Genomic DNA, 16,305 nt, shown 5'->3' on the forward strand with positions numbered 1-16,305 from the left:
GCTTAACAGATATCTTTTTTAGATTTGTGTTCCTTTTACACAAATCTTTATGATCAATCAGAATATTAAAATCGCTGTAGATGCTATCGTTTTTGGCTACGAAAAAAATGTGCTTTACGTTTTGGCTGTGCAACAAAAATACGGGGTGTTTAAAGATCGGTGGGTTTTGCCTGGTGGTTTTATTAAAGATGATGAATCACTGATTGATGCCGTTAAACGGGAGTTACAGGAAGAGGCAGGCGTTGGTGTAAACTATTTAGAGCAACTCAGTACCTTTGGCGATGACGTTAACCGTGATTCAAGAGGAAGAATAATTTCAGTTGCTTATTTTGCACTGGTTAATCCACAAAATTTTATACTTAAAGCCGATACCGATGCAAAAGATGCCCGATGGTTTCCGGTTAATCAGCTCCCGGTGCTAGGCTATGACCATAATGAAATGGTAAAATTGGCGCATGCCCGGTTAAAAGCTAAGCTAACTTATCAGCCCATAGGCTTTGATCTGTTGGATGACGAATTTCTGTTCTCTGATCTCGAAAACCTGTATTGTTCAATTCTCGAACGCGATATAGACAGGAGAAATTTCAGAAAAAAAATCTTGAGTTTTCATATCCTCAAAGAAACAGATAAACTAGTTAAAACAAGCTCCAGTGGTCGTCCAGGTAAACTATTTAAGTTCGATAAAGCCAAATACGACCAGTTATTAGAGGAGGATTTTCAATTTGAAATTAAGTTTGCGTAAAAATAACGCAAATAATTCTTTGACTTTTAAAAAGTGTTTTTATATTTGTGTAATTAATACGCAAATATATGATCAACTTAGATAAAAATTTCAGTCCGTTCGGTACAGAGAATGCTGTTCAGTTTCAGTCTTTCGTATTTGCCGGTGGCGAACCACACATTAAAATTAGCAGTAATTTCGATCCTGCATCTGTTGTACAGCTTACACATCGCATAAATTCATTTAACGATCTGGGTTTAATTTGCACCACGGTTGATGCCTTGAAGCGTATGGGAGTTAAGACGATTAAATTGTTTATTCCTTACTTTCCCGCTGCAAGGCAAGACCGGGTAATGGTGCCAGGCGAACCTTTAACCGTTAAAGTTTATGCTGATATCATTAATGCACTTGGTCTTGATAACGTAACTGTTTTCGATCCACATTCGGAAGTTACACCCGCTTTGTTAAATAACTGCACAGTAATTACGAACCATGTTTTTATTCAAGAAGTTGTCGCACAAATTGGCCAAGGAGTTAAGCTCATTTCGCCAGATGGCGGTGCGCTGAAGAAAATTTATAAAGCTTCTGAATTTTTGGGTGGTGCAGAAGTGGTGGAGTGCTCGAAAAGCCGCGATGTTAAAACGGGCAGGTTATCGGGATTTAAAGTTTACGCTGAGGATTTGGAAGGAGCAGATTGTTTAATTGTTGATGATATATGTGACGGCGGAGGAACCTTTATTGGTCTGGCAGAAGAGCTTAAAAATAAAAATGCCGGTAAACTGTATCTGGCCATTAGTCACGGGATTTTTAGCAAAGGTTTTAATGAGCTGGCTAAATATTTTGATCAGATTTTTACAACCGATAGCATCAGAGAAGTCGAAGAAGTGGGCGTAACGCAGATCAAATTGCAGGATATTTTAAGATAATACCCATAACAAACTAAAAAATGACACCTACAATTGTTCATAATGGAATATTCGGATTCGTGGTAGGCGATGCCCTTGGTGTGCCTGTAGAGTTTAAAAGCCGTGATTATTTAACCAGATTTCCGGTAACTGAAATGCTTGAATATGGAACCCATAGACAACCTAAGGGAACCTGGAGCGATGATAGTTCGCTTACATTTTGTTTAGCTGAAAGTCTTTGCAATGGTTACAACTTAGATGATATTTCGCAGAAATTCCTTCAATGGTTCAATGCTCAAATTTGGACACCGCACGGAAGCGTTTTCGATATAGGTATTGCAACAACTGCAGCCATTAAGCTGATAAAGCATGGAATTGACCCCGTTTTATGTGGTGGGGAATCAGAGATGGACAATGGGAACGGATCTTTAATGCGGATTTTGCCTTTGCTGTTTTATTTGCAGAATGAAAGCGATTTGAAAGTTATTTTTCAACGTGTAAAAGAAGTTTCATCGATTACACATGCACATTTTCGTTCTGTTTTTGCCTGTTTTATTTATGTTATATATGGTTTAGCATTGTTAAAAGGACAAAATAAGAAAGAAGCATACCTTACAACGCAGTTAAAAATTAAGCATTTCATACAGGAAAATAATTTTGATGTTAATGAAATTAAATTGTTTAAAAGAGTTCTGGTAGATGATATCTCAGGAGTTCCTGAAAATGAGATCTATTCTTCCGGTTATGTGTTGCATAGTCTCGAAGCTAGTTTATGGTGTATCCATACTACGGAATCTTATGAGGATGCGGTTTTAAAAGCTGTTAATCTGGGCGATGATACCGATACAACAGCTGCAATAACAGGAGGTTTGGCTGGTTTAATATATGGTTTTAATGCAATTCCTGAAAGCTGGTTGAATGTGATTATTAAAAAAGAAGAAATTGAAAAACTTTGTTTAGGAATGGATACTACATTGATAAAACAACAAAAATATACTGTAGAGGATATTAAAAAAGGTGATAAATTCCTGATGTTCTGGGGGCATCAGCCTGCTCCAAATGGTGAAATAACTAAAACCTGTTTTAGTCAGTGGTGGCTTTCATCTTTCGTACACGAGGGGGTTAATTATAAAACTGCTGAGCATTGGATGATGGCCAAAAAAGCAGAACTATTTGGCGATACAACAATTTTAGCTAAGATTTTAAACGCCAAAACGCCAGCCGAAGCTAAAAAACTTGGACGCGAGGTAAACGATTATGATGATGATATTTGGGTTAAAAGCAGATTTGAAATCGTAAGGCAAGGCAATTATTTAAAATTTAGCCAAAACGAAGCGCTTAAGGATTATTTACTCGCCACTGATAAACGGATTTTGGTTGAGGCGAGTCCTGTTGATTCAATTTGGGGTATAGGTTTAGCTCACGATCATCCAGATGCTACTTATCCCGAAAAATGGAAAGGACTTAACCTGTTAGGCTTTGCTTTAATGCAGGTGAGGGATGAATTAAAAAAATAAAATTGGAAAACTGTAGCCTTACATCAGTAAGCACACAAAATAAAAGTTTAATGAGCAAACTGGAAAAATTTAGAAAATGATTTTAGCGGTAATTAAAGCAGACATCACCACAATTGAAGTTGATGCGATTGTTAACGCTGCAAACAGTTCATTGCTTGGTGGAGGCGGGGTAGATGGTGCAATCCATAGAAAAGGTGGTAAAGCAATTTTGGAAGCCTGTATGGTTATCAGAAGTAAACAAGGCGGTTGTAAAACGGGAGAAGCAGTGATTACAACTGCAGGTAACTTACCATCGAAAAATGTAATTCATACCGTTGGACCAGTTTGGAATGGTGAAAGTGCTGAAAAGGAAGCTTTACTTGCCAGTTGTTACAGGAATAGCTTAAAACTTGCGGTCGAAAATAACCTTAAAACCCTGGCTTTTCCTAATATCAGTACCGGCATTTATCATTTTCCAAAAGATAAAGCTGCTGAAATTGCCATTGCCACAGTAAATAATTTTGCTGAAAAGGGAAAGATAGAAAAAGTAATTTTTGTGTGTTTCGACGATGAGAATTATAAACTCTATGAAGAAAAACTCAATCGCATTAAACAATGAGATGAGTTGTTAATAGAATTACAAAATGAAAATAACAGTTAAAAAATATAAAGAGCAACTAGTAGAATGGCCAAATTCAGGGTGCCATATTATGGCCCAGTATGATGACGAAAAATAATCGTTTATCAGGCTTACCGTAAAGAAATAGGCGAATTTGCTGTCAAAAATCAATTTTTTGGTGGCGAATTCAGCTTAAACAGAATGACCTGGATAAAACCCAATTTTTTATGGATGATGTATAGGAGCGGTTGGGGAACAAAGGAGGGGCAAGAAATCACTTTAGCCATTCACCTTAAAATCTCTGCGTTTCAGAATTATCTGGAAAATGCAGCGTATACTTCTTTTGCCCAAAGCGAAGGCATATCTCATGAGGAATGGAGAAATGAATTAGAAAACTCCAGCATCAGGTTACAATGGGATCCGGATCATGATCCTCATGGTAAGAAAGAAGATAGAAGAGCTATTCAGATTGGATTGAGAGATAACTTTATCAACTCTTTCGCAACCAAAGATATACTGTTGATCGAGGATATCAGTGAATTTGTTCGTGAGCAACACAAATTCGTTCAAAACAACCAATTGGCAGACCTTCTGGTACCAGAAGAAAAACCTTTTAAGTTTAGCAATGCTGATTTAAACAGTAAATTAAAAATCTCATAAATTAAAATCATGGATGAGAAAATAACAAAAGGAATAAGCAAGTTTTTGAGCTTTGTACTCAGGCATTCGCCCGAAACGATCGGACTCAGCTTAGATGAGAACGGTTGGGCCAATGTGGATGAACTGCTGCAAAAAAGTAGTCGTGACGGAAAAATACTTACCATTGAAATGTTAACCCATGTGGTAGAAAGTAACGATAAAAAAAGATTTGCTTTTAATAACGATAAAACCAAAATAAGGGCCAGCCAGGGGCATTCTATTGAAATTGAACTTAACCTGATGGCAGTAACCCCTCCTGAACAGTTATACCACGGCACGGTAGCCAAATATCTTGAGGGGATTAAAAAAGAGGGCTTATTGAAAATGAGCAGGCAGCATGTTCATTTGAGTAAGGATAAAGAAACCGCTGTAAAGGTAGGAAGCAGAAGAGGGCTTGCACAAATACTTACCGTTAATGCTGGAGAAATGCATCGGGCCGGTTTTCAGTTTTTCTTATCCGATAACGGCGTTTGGCTTACAGATTCGGTTCCGGAAAATTATATTGCATTTTAATTATGAGCAGAGTATTGGTTATAGGCGATATACATGGCGGTTTAAAGGCATTAATCCAGGTATTGGAACGCGCTTCGGCAACTGAACAGGATCGGCTTATATTTTTGGGTGATTATGTTGATGGCTGGAGTGAATCGGCTCAGGTAATTGATTATCTTTTGAAATTGAAAGAAACCCACGAATGCATTTTTATAAGGGGAAATCACGATGTCTGGTGCGAAGATTGGTTAAAGAGCGGAATAATAGATGATGTTTGGTATCAGCATGGCGGTAAAGAAACTATTGATAGCTATGCCCATATCGGCGCTGATGAGCAAAAGAAGCATCTGGTTTTTTTTGAGCAGACGGAAGATTATCATGTAGATGAGCAGAACAAGCTGTTTATTCATGCCGGGTTTTCGTCTATGCACGGACCAGCCAAAGAGCGTTATGCCTCTAACTATTCCTGGGATCGCACCTTATGGGAAGTGGCGCTTACCATGGATAGGCGTATCAAGAAGGATTCGGCACTATACCCTAAGCGGCTTTTACTCTTTAACGAGATTTACATTGGCCACACACCAACACTTTATTACAATGTAGATGTGCCCATGAATGGTTGTAACGTTTGGAACATCGATACAGGAGCTGCATTTACAGGTAAATTAACCTGTTTTGATATTGAAACTAAACAATTTTGGCAGAGTGATACTTTACAAAGCTTGTATCCAAACGAAAAAGGAAGAAATAAATGAAAGATATTGAATATAAGAAAGGCGACGCAACAAATCCTTCAGGTAACGGAAATAAGATTATCGTTCATATATGTAACGATATCGGAGGTTGGGGAAAGGGCTTCGTCTTAGCGATTTCAAAAAGATGGAAAGCTCCGGAAAATAGTTACAGAACATGGTATCAATCCAAAGATAATTTCAATCTGGGTGAAGTTCAGTTTGTACAGGTGGAACAAGATTTATGGATAGCTAATTTAATTGGTCAGCATAAAATTAATAAGGCTCAAAATGGTACTGTTCCAATTAGATATGTTGCCGTTGAAAAAGGCTTAAAGAAAGTTGCAGATTTTGCATGTGATATTAATGCCTCAGTCCACATGCCAAGAATAGGATGTGGTTTAGCAGGAGGAGAATGGGGAATGATTGAGCCAATTATTAAAGAAACAATTTCAAAAAAAGATATTAATACAACAGTCTACGATTTTTAAAAGCCAGAACCTATGAATCCATTATTATTAACAGATGGTTACAAAGTTGACCACAGAAGACAATATCCTGAACATACCACATTAGTATACTCTAACTGGACGCCAAGAAAAAGCCGCTACGATGAAATTGATCATGTTGTGCTATTTGGTTTGCAATATTTTATCAAAAAATACATCATCGAAGAGTTTGATAAAAACTTTTTCAGTCAGCCTAAAGAAGAGGTTTTAAGAAAATATGCCCGTCGCATTAACAATTACCTGGGCGAAAACCTGGTAGGTACAGCGCATATAGGCGCTTTGCATGATCTGGGATATATTCCAATGGTATTTAAATCTTTGCCCGAAGGTGCTAAAGTGCCCTTACGCATTCCGATGTTTACCATGTACAACACACTGCCTGAATTTTTTTGGCTGACCAATTATTTCGAAACCTTACTTTCTGCGGTGGTGTGGTTGCCATGTAATTCAGCAACGCTGGCTTTGCAATATCGGGGTATTTTGGATCGTGCAGCTATTGAAACATCGTCGGTACCTGAATTTGTAGACTGGCAGGGGCACGATTTTTCCATGCGTGGTATGGGCGGCATTGAAGCTGCGGTTACTTCGGCAGCAGGCCATTTGTTAAGTTTCACTGGTACTGATACCATTCCGGCTATTGATTTTCTGGAAGAATATTACAATGCCAATTCAGATCAGGAGTTAATTGGTGGTTCAGTTGCCGCAACCGAACACTCTGTAATGTGTATGGGCACCAATACAGGTGAGCTCGAAACCTTTAAAAGATTAATTTTGGAAGTTTACCCTAAAGGGATTGTTTCTATTGTATCAGATACCTGGGATTTATGGAAGGTTTTAACAGAATATTTACCACAGCTCAAAAATGAAATCGTTAACCGCGAGGGTAAAGTGGTTATCCGCCCCGATTCTGGTGATCCGGTCGATATCATTTGTGGTAATCCGAATGGTAAGCATGAAAACGAACGGAAAGGTGTAATTGAATTGCTTTGGGATGTCTTTGGTGGCAAAGTAAATGATAAAGGCTTTAAAGAACTGGTTCCGCAGATTGGCGCCATTTACGGCGATAGTATTAATTTAGAAAGAGCCACTCAGATTTGTGAGCGGCTAAAAGCCAAAGGTTTTGCCTCTACCAATGTGGTATTGGGTATTGGTTCTTTCACTTATCAGTATAATACCCGCGATACTTTTGGTTTTGCCATGAAAGCTACTTACGGCGAAGTAAACGGCCAGGGTCGCGATATTTTTAAAGACCCGATTACTGATGACGGAACCAAAAAATCGGCGAAAGGTTTGTTGCAGATTTTTAAAGATGCCAATGGCGAATATCAGTTAAAAGATCAGTGCACCTGGGAAGAAGAGCGGGGAGGCGAGTTGAAAGAAGTGTTCAGGGATGGGGAATTGTTGATCGATCAAACGTTGGCTGAGATTAGAGAAAGATTGAGGAAAAGTTAAATGCTGTTTTAAACCAGTTGGTATTGATACTGGCTGGTTTATTTAATAAATTACTACGCAAAACATAAGATTATCAGGTTTTTAAAGCGCTAAAATTTATAGACCCATTACATATTCATTAAATTATTCTTGTATATTTGTACCATATTGGTACGCATTAAATTAAGGTTATGTTAGTAGTAAGTAGTAGAGAATTCAGGGAAAAACAAGCCGAGTACATGGATATGGCTGATAATGGAGAGCAGATTATTGTTCAGCGGGGAAAGAATAAAGCTTATTCAATTACTCCAATAACCAACGATGATATTTATTTTTCGAAAGAAATGGTTGAAAAACTTGAAAAATCACTTTCTCAGGCAAAAAATGGTGAGGTGACTAAAGTGACAGGGAAAGAGGCTTTGGTAGAATTTCTTAAAGATTTATAATGTATCATCTGGAGTTTACCAAACAGGCAATTGATGATCTGAAATGGTTGAAAAAGACTGATCAGGCAGCCTACGGTAAAGTTCAGAAGCTATTGTTAGAACTTATTGATCATCCGGCTACCGGAACTGGTAAGCCAGAATTGAAAAAATATAATTTGGCTGGTTTGTATTCAAGAAGGATAACACAAAAGCATAGGCTGGTTTATCAGATAAATGGTGAAACCATTAGTGTACTGGTGCTATCTGCTGCGGGTCATTATGATGATAAATAAGGCCACACTTAAATTTTCTTTAGTTATGAATTGTTATATTGGCTTTTCTATAGGATGTATCCGTAGCTAATTAATATTATTAATAATAAATGAGGAAATTTATATCCTCCTCCATATTTTTTCTATCTTTGGTTTTTAATGAATTTCCTGTATCCGGGCTTTCTTTTCGCACTAATATCGGTTGCTATTCCGGTCATCATTCATTTATTCAATTTCCGTAAGTTTAAAAAGGTTTATTTTTCTAACGTTCAGCTTTTAAAAGAGGTAGAACAGCAAAATTCTTCGAAAGAAAAACTTAAAAATCTGCTCATCCTGCTTTCGCGGATTTTAGCTTTAATTTTTTTAGTATTAGCCTTTGCTCAGCCCTATATTCCTGCTGATAAAGCTAAAACCAATACGGTAGGCAACATCGCCAGCATTTATATCGATAATTCGTACAGTATGGAAGCCATTAACAAAGATGGTAACCTGCTTGATGAAGCCAAACGCAGAGCGAAAGAACTGGTTAAAGGTTTCGGTATAAATGATCGCTTTCAGTTATTAACAAACGATTTTGAAGGTAAGCACCAGCGTTTACTCAATGCCGACGAATTTTTAAAAGCGCTCGATGAAGTAAAAATCTCGGCGGTTAACCGCAACCTGCAGCAAATTTTAAACCGGCAGGGCAATATGTTAACCGGCCCTGAAAATAAGTATAGCTTTGTAATTTCCGATTTCCAGCAAAATATTTCTGTTGGCAAAAAGCCTGAAACCAAAGCAGATATTCAATATTCGTTTTTAAAATTAAATGCTACAGCGCTGCCTAATGTGGCGGTAGATAGCGTTTGGGTACTCTCGCCTAATCACCAACCCGGTGCTAACGAACGTCTGGTGGTTCAGCTGAAAAATTACTCGGCAGAAGAAGCGAAAAATATTCCTTTAAAGCTAAGCATCAACAATCAGCAAAAAGGTCTTGGTTCCGTAACTATTCCTGCCGAAAAGGTTATCCGCGATACTTTGAACTTTTCGGGATTAAAAGCTGGCTGGCAGAAAGGAATAATCAGCATTAAAGATTTTCCGGTTACGTTTGATGATACCCTTTCGTTCAGTTTTAAAGTAGAAGAAAGTTTTCCGGTTTTGAGCATTAACGGTCCTAATGCCGGTAATTACATCAAAGCTCTCTTTGCAGCCGATAGTTATTATAAACTTACCGAAAATTCAGAAAATAATGTGAATTACAGCGGTTTTGCCAATTATGGGCTTATTGTGTTAAACGGATTAAAAAATCCATCGAGCGGTTTAGCCCAACAGCTTAAAACTTATATCAATGCGGGCGGAACGATTGTGTTGTTTCCCGATCTGGATGTTGATATTAAAGCCTACAATGCTTTTCTAAATACGTTATCGCTGCCATCCATTTTGACATTAAATACCGGCGAAACCAAAATCGATAAAATCGAATTGCAGCATCCTGTTTTTAAAACTGTTTTCGAAGAAATTCCAAAGAATCTGGATCTGCCCGCAGTGAACCGCTATTTTACTTTTGCAGAAACGGCTTCGGCCAATAAAGAAAATATTTTATCGCTGCCGGGCGGTAAAATGTTTTTTGCCAAATACGGTATTGGTAACGGATCAGCTTATCTGTCGGCCAGTAGCTTAAATGCAGCTGATGGAAACCTGGCGCGCCACCCGGTTTTTGTACCTTTAATGTACCGCCTGGCCTTAAGCGGAGGCGCCGAAGTGCCTTTGTATTATAATCTGGGTAATGATAATGCACTGGCCAGCAAAAAAATAACTTTGGGTAAAAACCAAAGCCTGAGCATTACCGCCAATAATTTCGAAGCTACACCAGAAGTTAGACAGGCTGATGGCAAGACATGGATTTATGTAGCCGACCAGATTAAACGGGCAGGTTTTTACAACCTGAAACTTGGCGATTCTGTTCTGGCTGTTTATGCTTTTAACAATGGCAGGTCAGAGTCTGATATGCATTACCTGGATAAAGCCGGGTTAGATCAATTGGCTGGAAAAAGCAATGTAAAAGTATTCGACACCGATAAAGATGCCGTTAAATTAATTGCCGGCGCTAATAAAATCGGGCAGACTTTATGGAAACTTTGTCTAATTTTGTCGCTGGTTTTTATTGCAGCCGAAATCCTGCTCATCCGATTTTTTAATAACACAAAAAAAACAATATGAATATCCTGGTTAAAAATGTAACCATTGCCGATCCGCAAAGTAAATTCAATAATCAACAATGTGATGTTCGGGTAGAAAATGGTAAAATTAAGAACATAGGTAAATTAACTGCCGATAAAAATGAAACGATTTTCGAAGGGCAGGGCGCTTTTTTAAGTCCGGGATTTTTCGATTTAAATTGTGCAGCAGGCGATCCGGGTTTTGAAACCAAAGAAGATATACAAACCCTTACCGCTACTGCACAGGCTGGTGGTTTCACAGGCCTGGCACTTTTGCCTCAAACCAGCCCGGTAATACAGTCAAAATCGCAGGTAGAGTACATTGTAAACAAAGCGAAAAACAATCTGGTTGATGTATTGCCTGTTGGTGCCATTAGTCAGAACCGCGAGGCTAAAGAACTTGCTGAGCTGTTTGATATGCAACAGGCAGGAGCTGTGGCTTTTTCTGATGGAGATAAAGCTTTGCAGGATGATGGTTTCATGAGCCGTGCCCTGCAATATGCCAAAGGTTTCGATGCTTTATTGATGGTTTACCCAGAAAATAAATCTATTGCCGGTAAATCGCAGATTAACGAAAGTAAAAACTCGGTTCTTTTGGGTATGAAAGGCCTGCCCGCTTTAGCAGAAGAAATGCACATCGCCCGCGATCTTTTTTTAGCAGGTTATAACGAAACTAAAATCCACATCAGTAATATTTCTACCGCGGGTTCGGTTGCACTTATCCGCAAGGCTAAGAAAGATGGTATTTGGGTTTCTTGCGATGTAACCGCTCACCACCTGGTTTTTACTGAAGAATTGCTGGGCGATTTTGACAGTAATTATAAAGTTAAACCACCATTACGTGGCAAGGCCGATGTTAAAGCTTTAATTGCGGGCTTAAAAGACGGAACAATCGATGCCATTACTTCACAACACCGCCCCGAAGAAATCGAATTCAAAAATGTAGAATTCGAAATCGCGCATTATGGTATCATTGCTTTGCAAACTGTAGTGCCTTTATTGTTAAAAGCTGGTCTGGATATCGGTCTTATTGCAGAGAAGTTGGCGATTAATCCGCGTAAATTGTTAAATTTAGCTGTTCCGGTAATTGAAGAAGGGGCAGAGGCTAACTTTACAGTTGTTAATGCAGGCGAAAAATGGTTATACAATGCCGCAAGTAACTATTCAAAATCAGCCAATAATCCTTTAATGGGTACGGAGCTTACTGGTAAAGTAAAACTGGTTTATAACAATAATCAATACTGGGGAAGCTAAAAGACCAAAGCCGAAAGTTAAAAGCGTAAAATGTAATATGGATGATGGAAAAGTTCTTGTAACCCAATAATCCTTTTAAAAACATAAGAAAACTAACTATGGACAATAGAGTAAAACAGGCGTTAAGCGCTTCAATCAATAAATATGCTGAAGTTTCGGCAACCAATGTAGCAGGTTTTGAAACAGAATTAGTGGCCGCTTTTGAGCTGGACGTAAATTTTCTGGATAAAGTAACCGCTTTCGATGCTGTTTTTGATTCGCATCCAAAATTCGAAGAACTGCGCGAAGTATTTTTCGATTTGCTGATGGTGAATTTCTTCAGCAACGATGTGCAGAAACTGGAAGACGATTATCTGGAGAGCGATGAATGGGCTAACATTGAAGAAGAGACCATTGAGCGCGGAACTGAGTTATTAAACTTATTGCTTTATATCAAAGAATGTAAAGATGAAGATCTGGATCCTGAACTGGGCGATTTCCTGAAAGAATTCTTATTGGTAGAAGATGATGAGTTTCAGGACGAGTTCGAGATTTACGAAGAGCTGATCAGCAACCAGCAACTGGCCGAAAGCAGCGTAGAGGAAATTTGCAAAACAGCTGCTAAATTAAACATTAGTGAAGAGATGCAGGAGCTGTTTGTGCCGTTTATGGTTTTCTTCCTGGATGTTGAAGGCAGCAGGGAAACTGAAAAAGAATTAATTCAGTTTAGCAGTAACAAAGCTTTCGATGCTGCATCTTATACATTGATCACAACAATCAATAACTAAAATTATAATGGAACAGCAGATACTTCAGGAAGAAAAGAAGCCTAACGCACTGGCGTTTAAAGTAGCTTTGGGTTTTGCCTTATATACTTTGGCAATGATCTATATTTTTAAACTTATAGGAATTGATACTACCAGTGCCGATATCCCAGTGTTTAATAAAATTATAGTTTTTGTCTTGTCGTATGGGATTTTCATACTGGCTATATATTTTACCCAGGCTACACACAAAAAGGAACTTGGCGATTATATTACTTACGGAAGGGCGTTTTCAACTGGTTTTAAGGTTGCCGCATACGCAGGCCTGTTTATTGGTATTTTATATGCGATATATTTTAAGGTATTAGATACATCAGCTATTGATAAAATTGCCGATGCCGCAATAGAAAAGGCAGGAGATAACGAGCAGCAGGTTAAAGGAATTGAAACCATGAAACCTTACATGTGGATTTTTGCAACCTTTACAGCAGCAATAAGCTATACTGTATTTGGTTTAATCGTGAGTTTAATTACTTCATTGGTCTTAAAAAAAGAGCGTAAATTCTAAACTTATTACAAAAATTTTGAACGTGCAGGTTTTATCATTATTTTGATGAAATCTGCACGTTTTAGTTTAAATATACTCCTAATGCGTTCAGACGGTGAGTTGCAATTTATAGCAGAAGGAAATTTGACAGATGAAATAACTATCTTTGAAAAAAATACTTGGTTAAAATTTAATTTTTTACCGAATGGAAAATAAGAATAATGTTGAATTGAGAGATAAAATTCGTTTAGGCCTCAGCATAGCATTTAAAAAACTAGTTGCATATAAAGCTAAAAACGATGGTGTTTTGGTTTTTTCCAATCAGGGAAAGATTGTAAAAGTTAAAGCTAAAGACATAAAATTATAATTAAGATCAAAAATTTTGAACGTGCAGGTTTTATCATTTAATTTGATGAAATTTGCACGTTTTAATTTAAACAAACCTCGCAGGTTTTAAAAACCTACGAGGTTTATGCTTAAAAAATGGATATATCAGTTGTAGTACCCTTATTTAATGAAGATGAATCGCTGCCCGAGTTAACGGCATGGATTGATAAAGTGATGATCGAAAATAATTTCAGCTATGAAATTATACTCGTTGATGATGGTAGTACAGATAAATCCTGGTCGGTAATTGAGGATTTAAGACTTCAGAATCCGGCTATTAAAGGAATTAAATTCAGACGCAACTACGGTAAATCAGCAGCCTTAAACGTAGGTTTCGAAGCTACACAGGGCGATGTAGTCATTACCATGGATGCCGACTTGCAGGATAGCCCGGATGAAATTCCGGAGTTATATCGCCGCATTAAAGAAGAAAAACTCGATCTGATTTCGGGCTGGAAAAAGAAACGTTACGATCCAATTACGAAAACCATCCCAACCAAGTTATTCAATGCCGCTACCCGTAAAATGAGCGGTATTGAGCTCAACGATTTTAACTGTGGTTTAAAAGCTTACCGCAACGATGTCATTAAAACCATCGAAGTGTATGGCGAGATGCACCGTTATATCCCGGTTATTGCCAAATGGGCCGGTTTTAATAAAATTTCGGAGCAGGTGGTAGAGCACCGCGCCCGTAAATATGGTACTACCAAATTCGGTTTCAGCCGGTTTATAAATGGCTTTTTAGATTTACTATCCATATTTTTTGTCGGTAAATTTGGCAAACGCCCCATGCACTTTTTCGGCTCATTGGGTGTGCTAAGCTTTTTTATCGGGATCATCATGGCCTTGTATATTCTGTTCGAAAAGAAATATTTAATCTGGCAGGGATTACCTTATCGCGACGTAACCGACCAGCCATTATTTTATTTATCGCTGGTAGCCATTGTTGTTGGCTCACAAATGTTCCTCGCAGGCTTCATCGCCGAACTTTTATCGCGCAATGCACCAGAAAGAAATCAATATTTAATCGAAAAAGAACTTAAATAAGCTAAAAGACTAAAGCTTAAAGCACAAAGCTTTGGTCTTTAGTCTTTCTGCTTTCAGCTTCAAGACATGTTTTTCTCCATCATAATTCCGCTTTACAATCGTCCGCAAGAGATAGACGAACTGTTGAATACCCTGACCAAACAAACTTATTTACAGTTTGAGGTTTTGGTAATCGAAGATGGTTCTAAAAACAATGCCAAGGCTATTGTCGATACTTATGCAGATAAGCTCGATATCAAGTATTATTTCAAAGAAAACGCCGGACAAGGTTTTGCACGTAATTTCGGTTTCGAACGGGCCAAAGGCGATTACTTTGTTATTTTTGATTCCGATATCCTGGTTCCGGCCAATTACCTCGAAATTGTTAAAAATTACCTCTACGAGCATCATTTAGATGCTTACGGTGGTCCGGATGCGGCACATGATAGCTTTACACCCGTGCAAAAGGCCATTAGCTATGCCATGACCTCTCCTTTTACCACAGGGGGCATTCGGGGCAATAAAAAACATGTAGGGCAGTTTCACCCACGCAGTTTTAACATGGGGGTTTCGCGCCAGGCCTGGGAAAAGGTTGGCGGGTTTATTCTAACCCGTTTAGGCGAAGATATTGAATACAGTATCCGTATTCACGAAAATGGCTTTAAGATAGGATTGATTCCCGATGCCAAAGTTTACCATAAACGCCGCACCAGCTTTAGTCAGTTTTACAAACAGCTGCACTTTTTTGGCAGGGCGCGGATCAATATTTATAAACATTTTCCTAAAGAATTAAAACCGGTACACTTTTTTCCGGCCATATTTACACTGGGTTTTGGTTTCACTATTTTGTGTAACTTTATATATCCTCCATTGGCATATGTTTGTAACTTCTTGTTATTGATTTACTTTATGTTGATATTTTTTCATTCATGGTCAGTAAATAAATCGTTAAAAGTTGCATTTTTGAGTATTATATCGTCCTTTATCCAATTAACTGCTTATGGTTTAGGATTTATACAGGATTTATTTAAACGTGTGCTATTAAAACAACAATGATAAACTATTTAAAAGAAAGTACATTCGCCGTTAATGATGTGATCCAGAAAGCCTGGAGCATTACTAGGAAGCATTATTTCTCTATTGCAACGCTGTGCTTTTTGATGTTCATTACAGCAAGTGCATCGAGTTTGATGGCCTTTTTTATCAAAGATGTAAGTAAAGCTTTGAGCATCATTATGGTTATCATTTTTGTATTGCTGTACTTTACCATTAACCTTTCGCTGTTTAAGTATATTTTCCATTTAATGGATGATGAAGAAGGCGATGTTAAAATTGTAGATACCCTGCCAACCCGTCAGCAGATTATTCGTTTTCTGGTGGCTACCCTTTACTTTGTAGCTTGTATTTTTGGTGTATATCTGGTGGTAATTCTGGTGGCTTTTCCCTTTATTTACACTGGTATTAATGTAGCAATAGTTAAAAATGTGGCGGTTTCGGTAGGTATCATTGCAATTTTTATCACCTGGCTAAGAATTTCTTTCTTTCCGTTTTTTATCATCGATAAAAATGCAACTCCTTTCGATTCTATTAAATTAAGCCTGGCTACTACCAAAGGTAATTTCACTAAAATTTTATTGTTACTGGTGGTTTTGGGGGGTGGTTATTTAATTTATTTGTTATTGAACTACTTGCAATGGCCTTTAGTGGCATTTATCGTAAATATATTGAGCTCTTTTATCATTGTTCCGCTATCGAGTGTAGCCTTGACGGTTGCTTACCGCAAAATTTCGAGCGAGTATAAGGGGGATGAACACCCTGATATTTTACATAATATTGTTTAAACTGAGAAA

20 protein-coding genes are annotated in these 16,305 nt (G+C 38.0%); all 20 read left to right on the top strand.

Features of this window, described 5'->3' with window-relative positions; all coding sequences use genetic code 11:
* The first annotated feature begins 49 nt into the window (after window positions 1-49).
* The 20 genes from OC25_RS13230 (at window position 50) to OC25_RS13320 (ending at window position 16,296) form a co-directional block, all read left to right on the top strand.
* Window positions 50-742, top strand: coding sequence for an NUDIX hydrolase (locus tag OC25_RS13230; protein WP_039476775.1), 693 nt, complete (start codon window positions 50-52; stop codon window positions 740-742).
* A 68-nt stretch (window positions 743-810) separates the two neighbouring features.
* Entirely contained in the window at window positions 811-1,647 is an 837-nt protein-coding gene (prs, locus tag OC25_RS13235) for a ribose-phosphate diphosphokinase (RefSeq protein ID WP_039476776.1), read from the top strand.
* Window positions 1,648-1,667: 20 nt separating this feature from the next.
* Window positions 1,668-3,143, top strand: coding sequence for a riboflavin biosynthesis intermediates N-glycosidase (locus tag OC25_RS28380; RefSeq protein WP_167335399.1), 1,476 nt, complete (start codon window positions 1,668-1,670; stop codon window positions 3,141-3,143).
* 76 nt (window positions 3,144-3,219) lie between these two features.
* Window positions 3,220-3,741, top strand: coding sequence for an O-acetyl-ADP-ribose deacetylase (locus OC25_RS13250; protein ID WP_039476777.1), 522 nt, complete (start codon window positions 3,220-3,222; stop codon window positions 3,739-3,741).
* A 117-nt stretch (window positions 3,742-3,858) separates the two neighbouring features.
* Window positions 3,859-4,401, top strand: coding sequence for a DUF4291 domain-containing protein (locus tag OC25_RS13255; RefSeq protein ID WP_280740778.1), 543 nt, complete (start codon window positions 3,859-3,861; stop codon window positions 4,399-4,401).
* Between the two features lie 9 nt (window positions 4,402-4,410).
* A complete protein-coding gene (locus OC25_RS13260; RefSeq protein WP_039476778.1) occupies window positions 4,411-4,953 on the top strand; it encodes an RNA 2'-phosphotransferase in 543 nt (180 codons plus the stop codon).
* Between the two features lie 2 nt (window positions 4,954-4,955).
* A complete protein-coding gene (locus tag OC25_RS13265) occupies window positions 4,956-5,687 on the top strand; it encodes a metallophosphoesterase family protein (RefSeq protein WP_039476779.1) in 732 nt (243 codons plus the stop codon).
* Window positions 5,684-6,154, top strand: a complete 471-nt coding sequence (locus OC25_RS13270) for a macro domain-containing protein (protein WP_039476780.1) — start codon at window positions 5,684-5,686, stop codon at window positions 6,152-6,154. Before OC25_RS13265 ends, OC25_RS13270 begins: the two co-directional genes overlap by 4 nt.
* A 12-nt stretch (window positions 6,155-6,166) precedes the next feature.
* On the top strand, window positions 6,167-7,624 hold the full coding sequence (locus tag OC25_RS13275) for a nicotinate phosphoribosyltransferase (RefSeq protein ID WP_039476782.1): 1,458 nt from the start codon (window positions 6,167-6,169) through the stop codon (window positions 7,622-7,624).
* 170 nt (window positions 7,625-7,794) lie between these two features.
* Window positions 7,795-8,049: a prevent-host-death protein gene (locus OC25_RS13280; protein ID WP_039476785.1), complete on the top strand. Its 255-nt coding sequence runs from the start codon at window positions 7,795-7,797 to the stop codon at window positions 8,047-8,049.
* On the top strand, window positions 8,049-8,321 hold the full coding sequence (locus OC25_RS13285; protein ID WP_209435592.1) for a Txe/YoeB family addiction module toxin: 273 nt from the start codon (window positions 8,049-8,051) through the stop codon (window positions 8,319-8,321). Before OC25_RS13280 ends, OC25_RS13285 begins: the two co-directional genes overlap by 1 nt.
* A gap of 138 nt (window positions 8,322-8,459) precedes the next feature.
* The gene (locus OC25_RS13290) at window positions 8,460-10,499 is read left to right on the top strand and encodes a BatA domain-containing protein (protein ID WP_039476788.1); all 2,040 of its coding nucleotides are present in this window, start codon (window positions 8,460-8,462) and stop codon (window positions 10,497-10,499) included.
* A complete protein-coding gene (locus OC25_RS13295; RefSeq protein WP_039476791.1) occupies window positions 10,496-11,752 on the top strand; it encodes a dihydroorotase in 1,257 nt (418 codons plus the stop codon). Before OC25_RS13290 ends, OC25_RS13295 begins: the two co-directional genes overlap by 4 nt.
* A 98-nt stretch (window positions 11,753-11,850) precedes the next feature.
* On the top strand, window positions 11,851-12,519 hold the full coding sequence (locus tag OC25_RS13300) for a hypothetical protein (protein WP_039476793.1): 669 nt from the start codon (window positions 11,851-11,853) through the stop codon (window positions 12,517-12,519).
* A gap of 7 nt (window positions 12,520-12,526) precedes the next feature.
* Complete coding sequence (locus OC25_RS13305; RefSeq protein ID WP_039476795.1) at window positions 12,527-13,063, top strand: DUF4199 domain-containing protein; 537 nt, start codon at window positions 12,527-12,529, stop codon at window positions 13,061-13,063.
* A 45-nt stretch (window positions 13,064-13,108) separates the two neighbouring features.
* A complete protein-coding gene (locus tag OC25_RS27920; RefSeq protein WP_156131471.1) occupies window positions 13,109-13,258 on the top strand; it encodes a hypothetical protein in 150 nt (49 codons plus the stop codon).
* Window positions 13,248-13,409 carry a hypothetical protein gene (locus OC25_RS28140; protein ID WP_167335400.1) on the top strand — a complete coding sequence of 54 codons (162 nt, stop codon included), beginning with the start codon at window positions 13,248-13,250 and terminating at the stop codon, window positions 13,407-13,409. The genes OC25_RS27920 and OC25_RS28140 overlap by 11 nt, the downstream gene beginning before the upstream one ends.
* A 116-nt stretch (window positions 13,410-13,525) precedes the next feature.
* Window positions 13,526-14,476 (top strand): glycosyltransferase family 2 protein, encoded by a 951-nt coding sequence (locus OC25_RS13310; protein ID WP_039476797.1) that lies wholly within the window; start codon window positions 13,526-13,528, stop codon window positions 14,474-14,476.
* Between the two features lie 66 nt (window positions 14,477-14,542).
* Complete coding sequence (locus OC25_RS13315; protein WP_039476799.1) at window positions 14,543-15,511, top strand: glycosyltransferase family 2 protein; 969 nt, start codon at window positions 14,543-14,545, stop codon at window positions 15,509-15,511.
* Window positions 15,508-16,296 (top strand): hypothetical protein, encoded by a 789-nt coding sequence (locus tag OC25_RS13320; protein WP_039476802.1) that lies wholly within the window; start codon window positions 15,508-15,510, stop codon window positions 16,294-16,296. The genes OC25_RS13315 and OC25_RS13320 overlap by 4 nt, the downstream gene beginning before the upstream one ends.
* The last annotated feature ends 9 nt before the right edge of the window (window positions 16,297-16,305 follow it).

Origin of the sequence: Pedobacter kyungheensis, assembly GCF_000812965.1 — a bacterium.
GTDB classification, from domain to species: domain Bacteria; phylum Bacteroidota; class Bacteroidia; order Sphingobacteriales; family Sphingobacteriaceae; genus Pedobacter; species Pedobacter kyungheensis.

Excerpts from the sequence above, each read along its gene's own strand:
- OC25_RS13230 (WP_039476775.1), top strand. The coding sequence starts at position 50 with ATGATCAATCAGAATATTAAAATCGCTGTAGATGCTATCGTTTTTGGC.
- prs (WP_039476776.1), top strand. The coding sequence starts at position 811 with ATGATCAACTTAGATAAAAATTTCAGTCCGTTCGGTACAGAGAATGCT.
- OC25_RS28380 (WP_167335399.1), top strand. The coding sequence starts at position 1,668 with ATGACACCTACAATTGTTCATAATGGAATATTCGGATTCGTGGTAGGC.
- OC25_RS13250 (WP_039476777.1), top strand. The coding sequence starts at position 3,220 with ATGATTTTAGCGGTAATTAAAGCAGACATCACCACAATTGAAGTTGAT.
- OC25_RS13260 (WP_039476778.1), top strand. The coding sequence starts at position 4,411 with ATGGATGAGAAAATAACAAAAGGAATAAGCAAGTTTTTGAGCTTTGTA.
- OC25_RS13265 (WP_039476779.1), top strand. The coding sequence starts at position 4,956 with ATGAGCAGAGTATTGGTTATAGGCGATATACATGGCGGTTTAAAGGCA.
- OC25_RS13270 (WP_039476780.1), top strand. The coding sequence starts at position 5,684 with ATGAAAGATATTGAATATAAGAAAGGCGACGCAACAAATCCTTCAGGT.
- OC25_RS13275 (WP_039476782.1), top strand. The coding sequence starts at position 6,167 with ATGAATCCATTATTATTAACAGATGGTTACAAAGTTGACCACAGAAGA.
- OC25_RS13280 (WP_039476785.1), top strand. The coding sequence starts at position 7,795 with ATGTTAGTAGTAAGTAGTAGAGAATTCAGGGAAAAACAAGCCGAGTAC.
- OC25_RS13285 (WP_209435592.1), top strand. The coding sequence starts at position 8,049 with ATGTATCATCTGGAGTTTACCAAACAGGCAATTGATGATCTGAAATGG.
- OC25_RS13290 (WP_039476788.1), top strand. The coding sequence starts at position 8,460 with ATGAATTTCCTGTATCCGGGCTTTCTTTTCGCACTAATATCGGTTGCT.
- OC25_RS13295 (WP_039476791.1), top strand. The coding sequence starts at position 10,496 with ATGAATATCCTGGTTAAAAATGTAACCATTGCCGATCCGCAAAGTAAA.
- OC25_RS13300 (WP_039476793.1), top strand. The coding sequence starts at position 11,851 with ATGGACAATAGAGTAAAACAGGCGTTAAGCGCTTCAATCAATAAATAT.
- OC25_RS13305 (WP_039476795.1), top strand. The coding sequence starts at position 12,527 with ATGGAACAGCAGATACTTCAGGAAGAAAAGAAGCCTAACGCACTGGCG.
- OC25_RS27920 (WP_156131471.1), top strand. The coding sequence starts at position 13,109 with ATGAAATCTGCACGTTTTAGTTTAAATATACTCCTAATGCGTTCAGAC.
- OC25_RS28140 (WP_167335400.1), top strand. The coding sequence starts at position 13,248 with ATGGAAAATAAGAATAATGTTGAATTGAGAGATAAAATTCGTTTAGGC.
- OC25_RS13310 (WP_039476797.1), top strand. The coding sequence starts at position 13,526 with ATGGATATATCAGTTGTAGTACCCTTATTTAATGAAGATGAATCGCTG.
- OC25_RS13315 (WP_039476799.1), top strand. The coding sequence starts at position 14,543 with ATGTTTTTCTCCATCATAATTCCGCTTTACAATCGTCCGCAAGAGATA.
- OC25_RS13320 (WP_039476802.1), top strand. The coding sequence starts at position 15,508 with ATGATAAACTATTTAAAAGAAAGTACATTCGCCGTTAATGATGTGATC.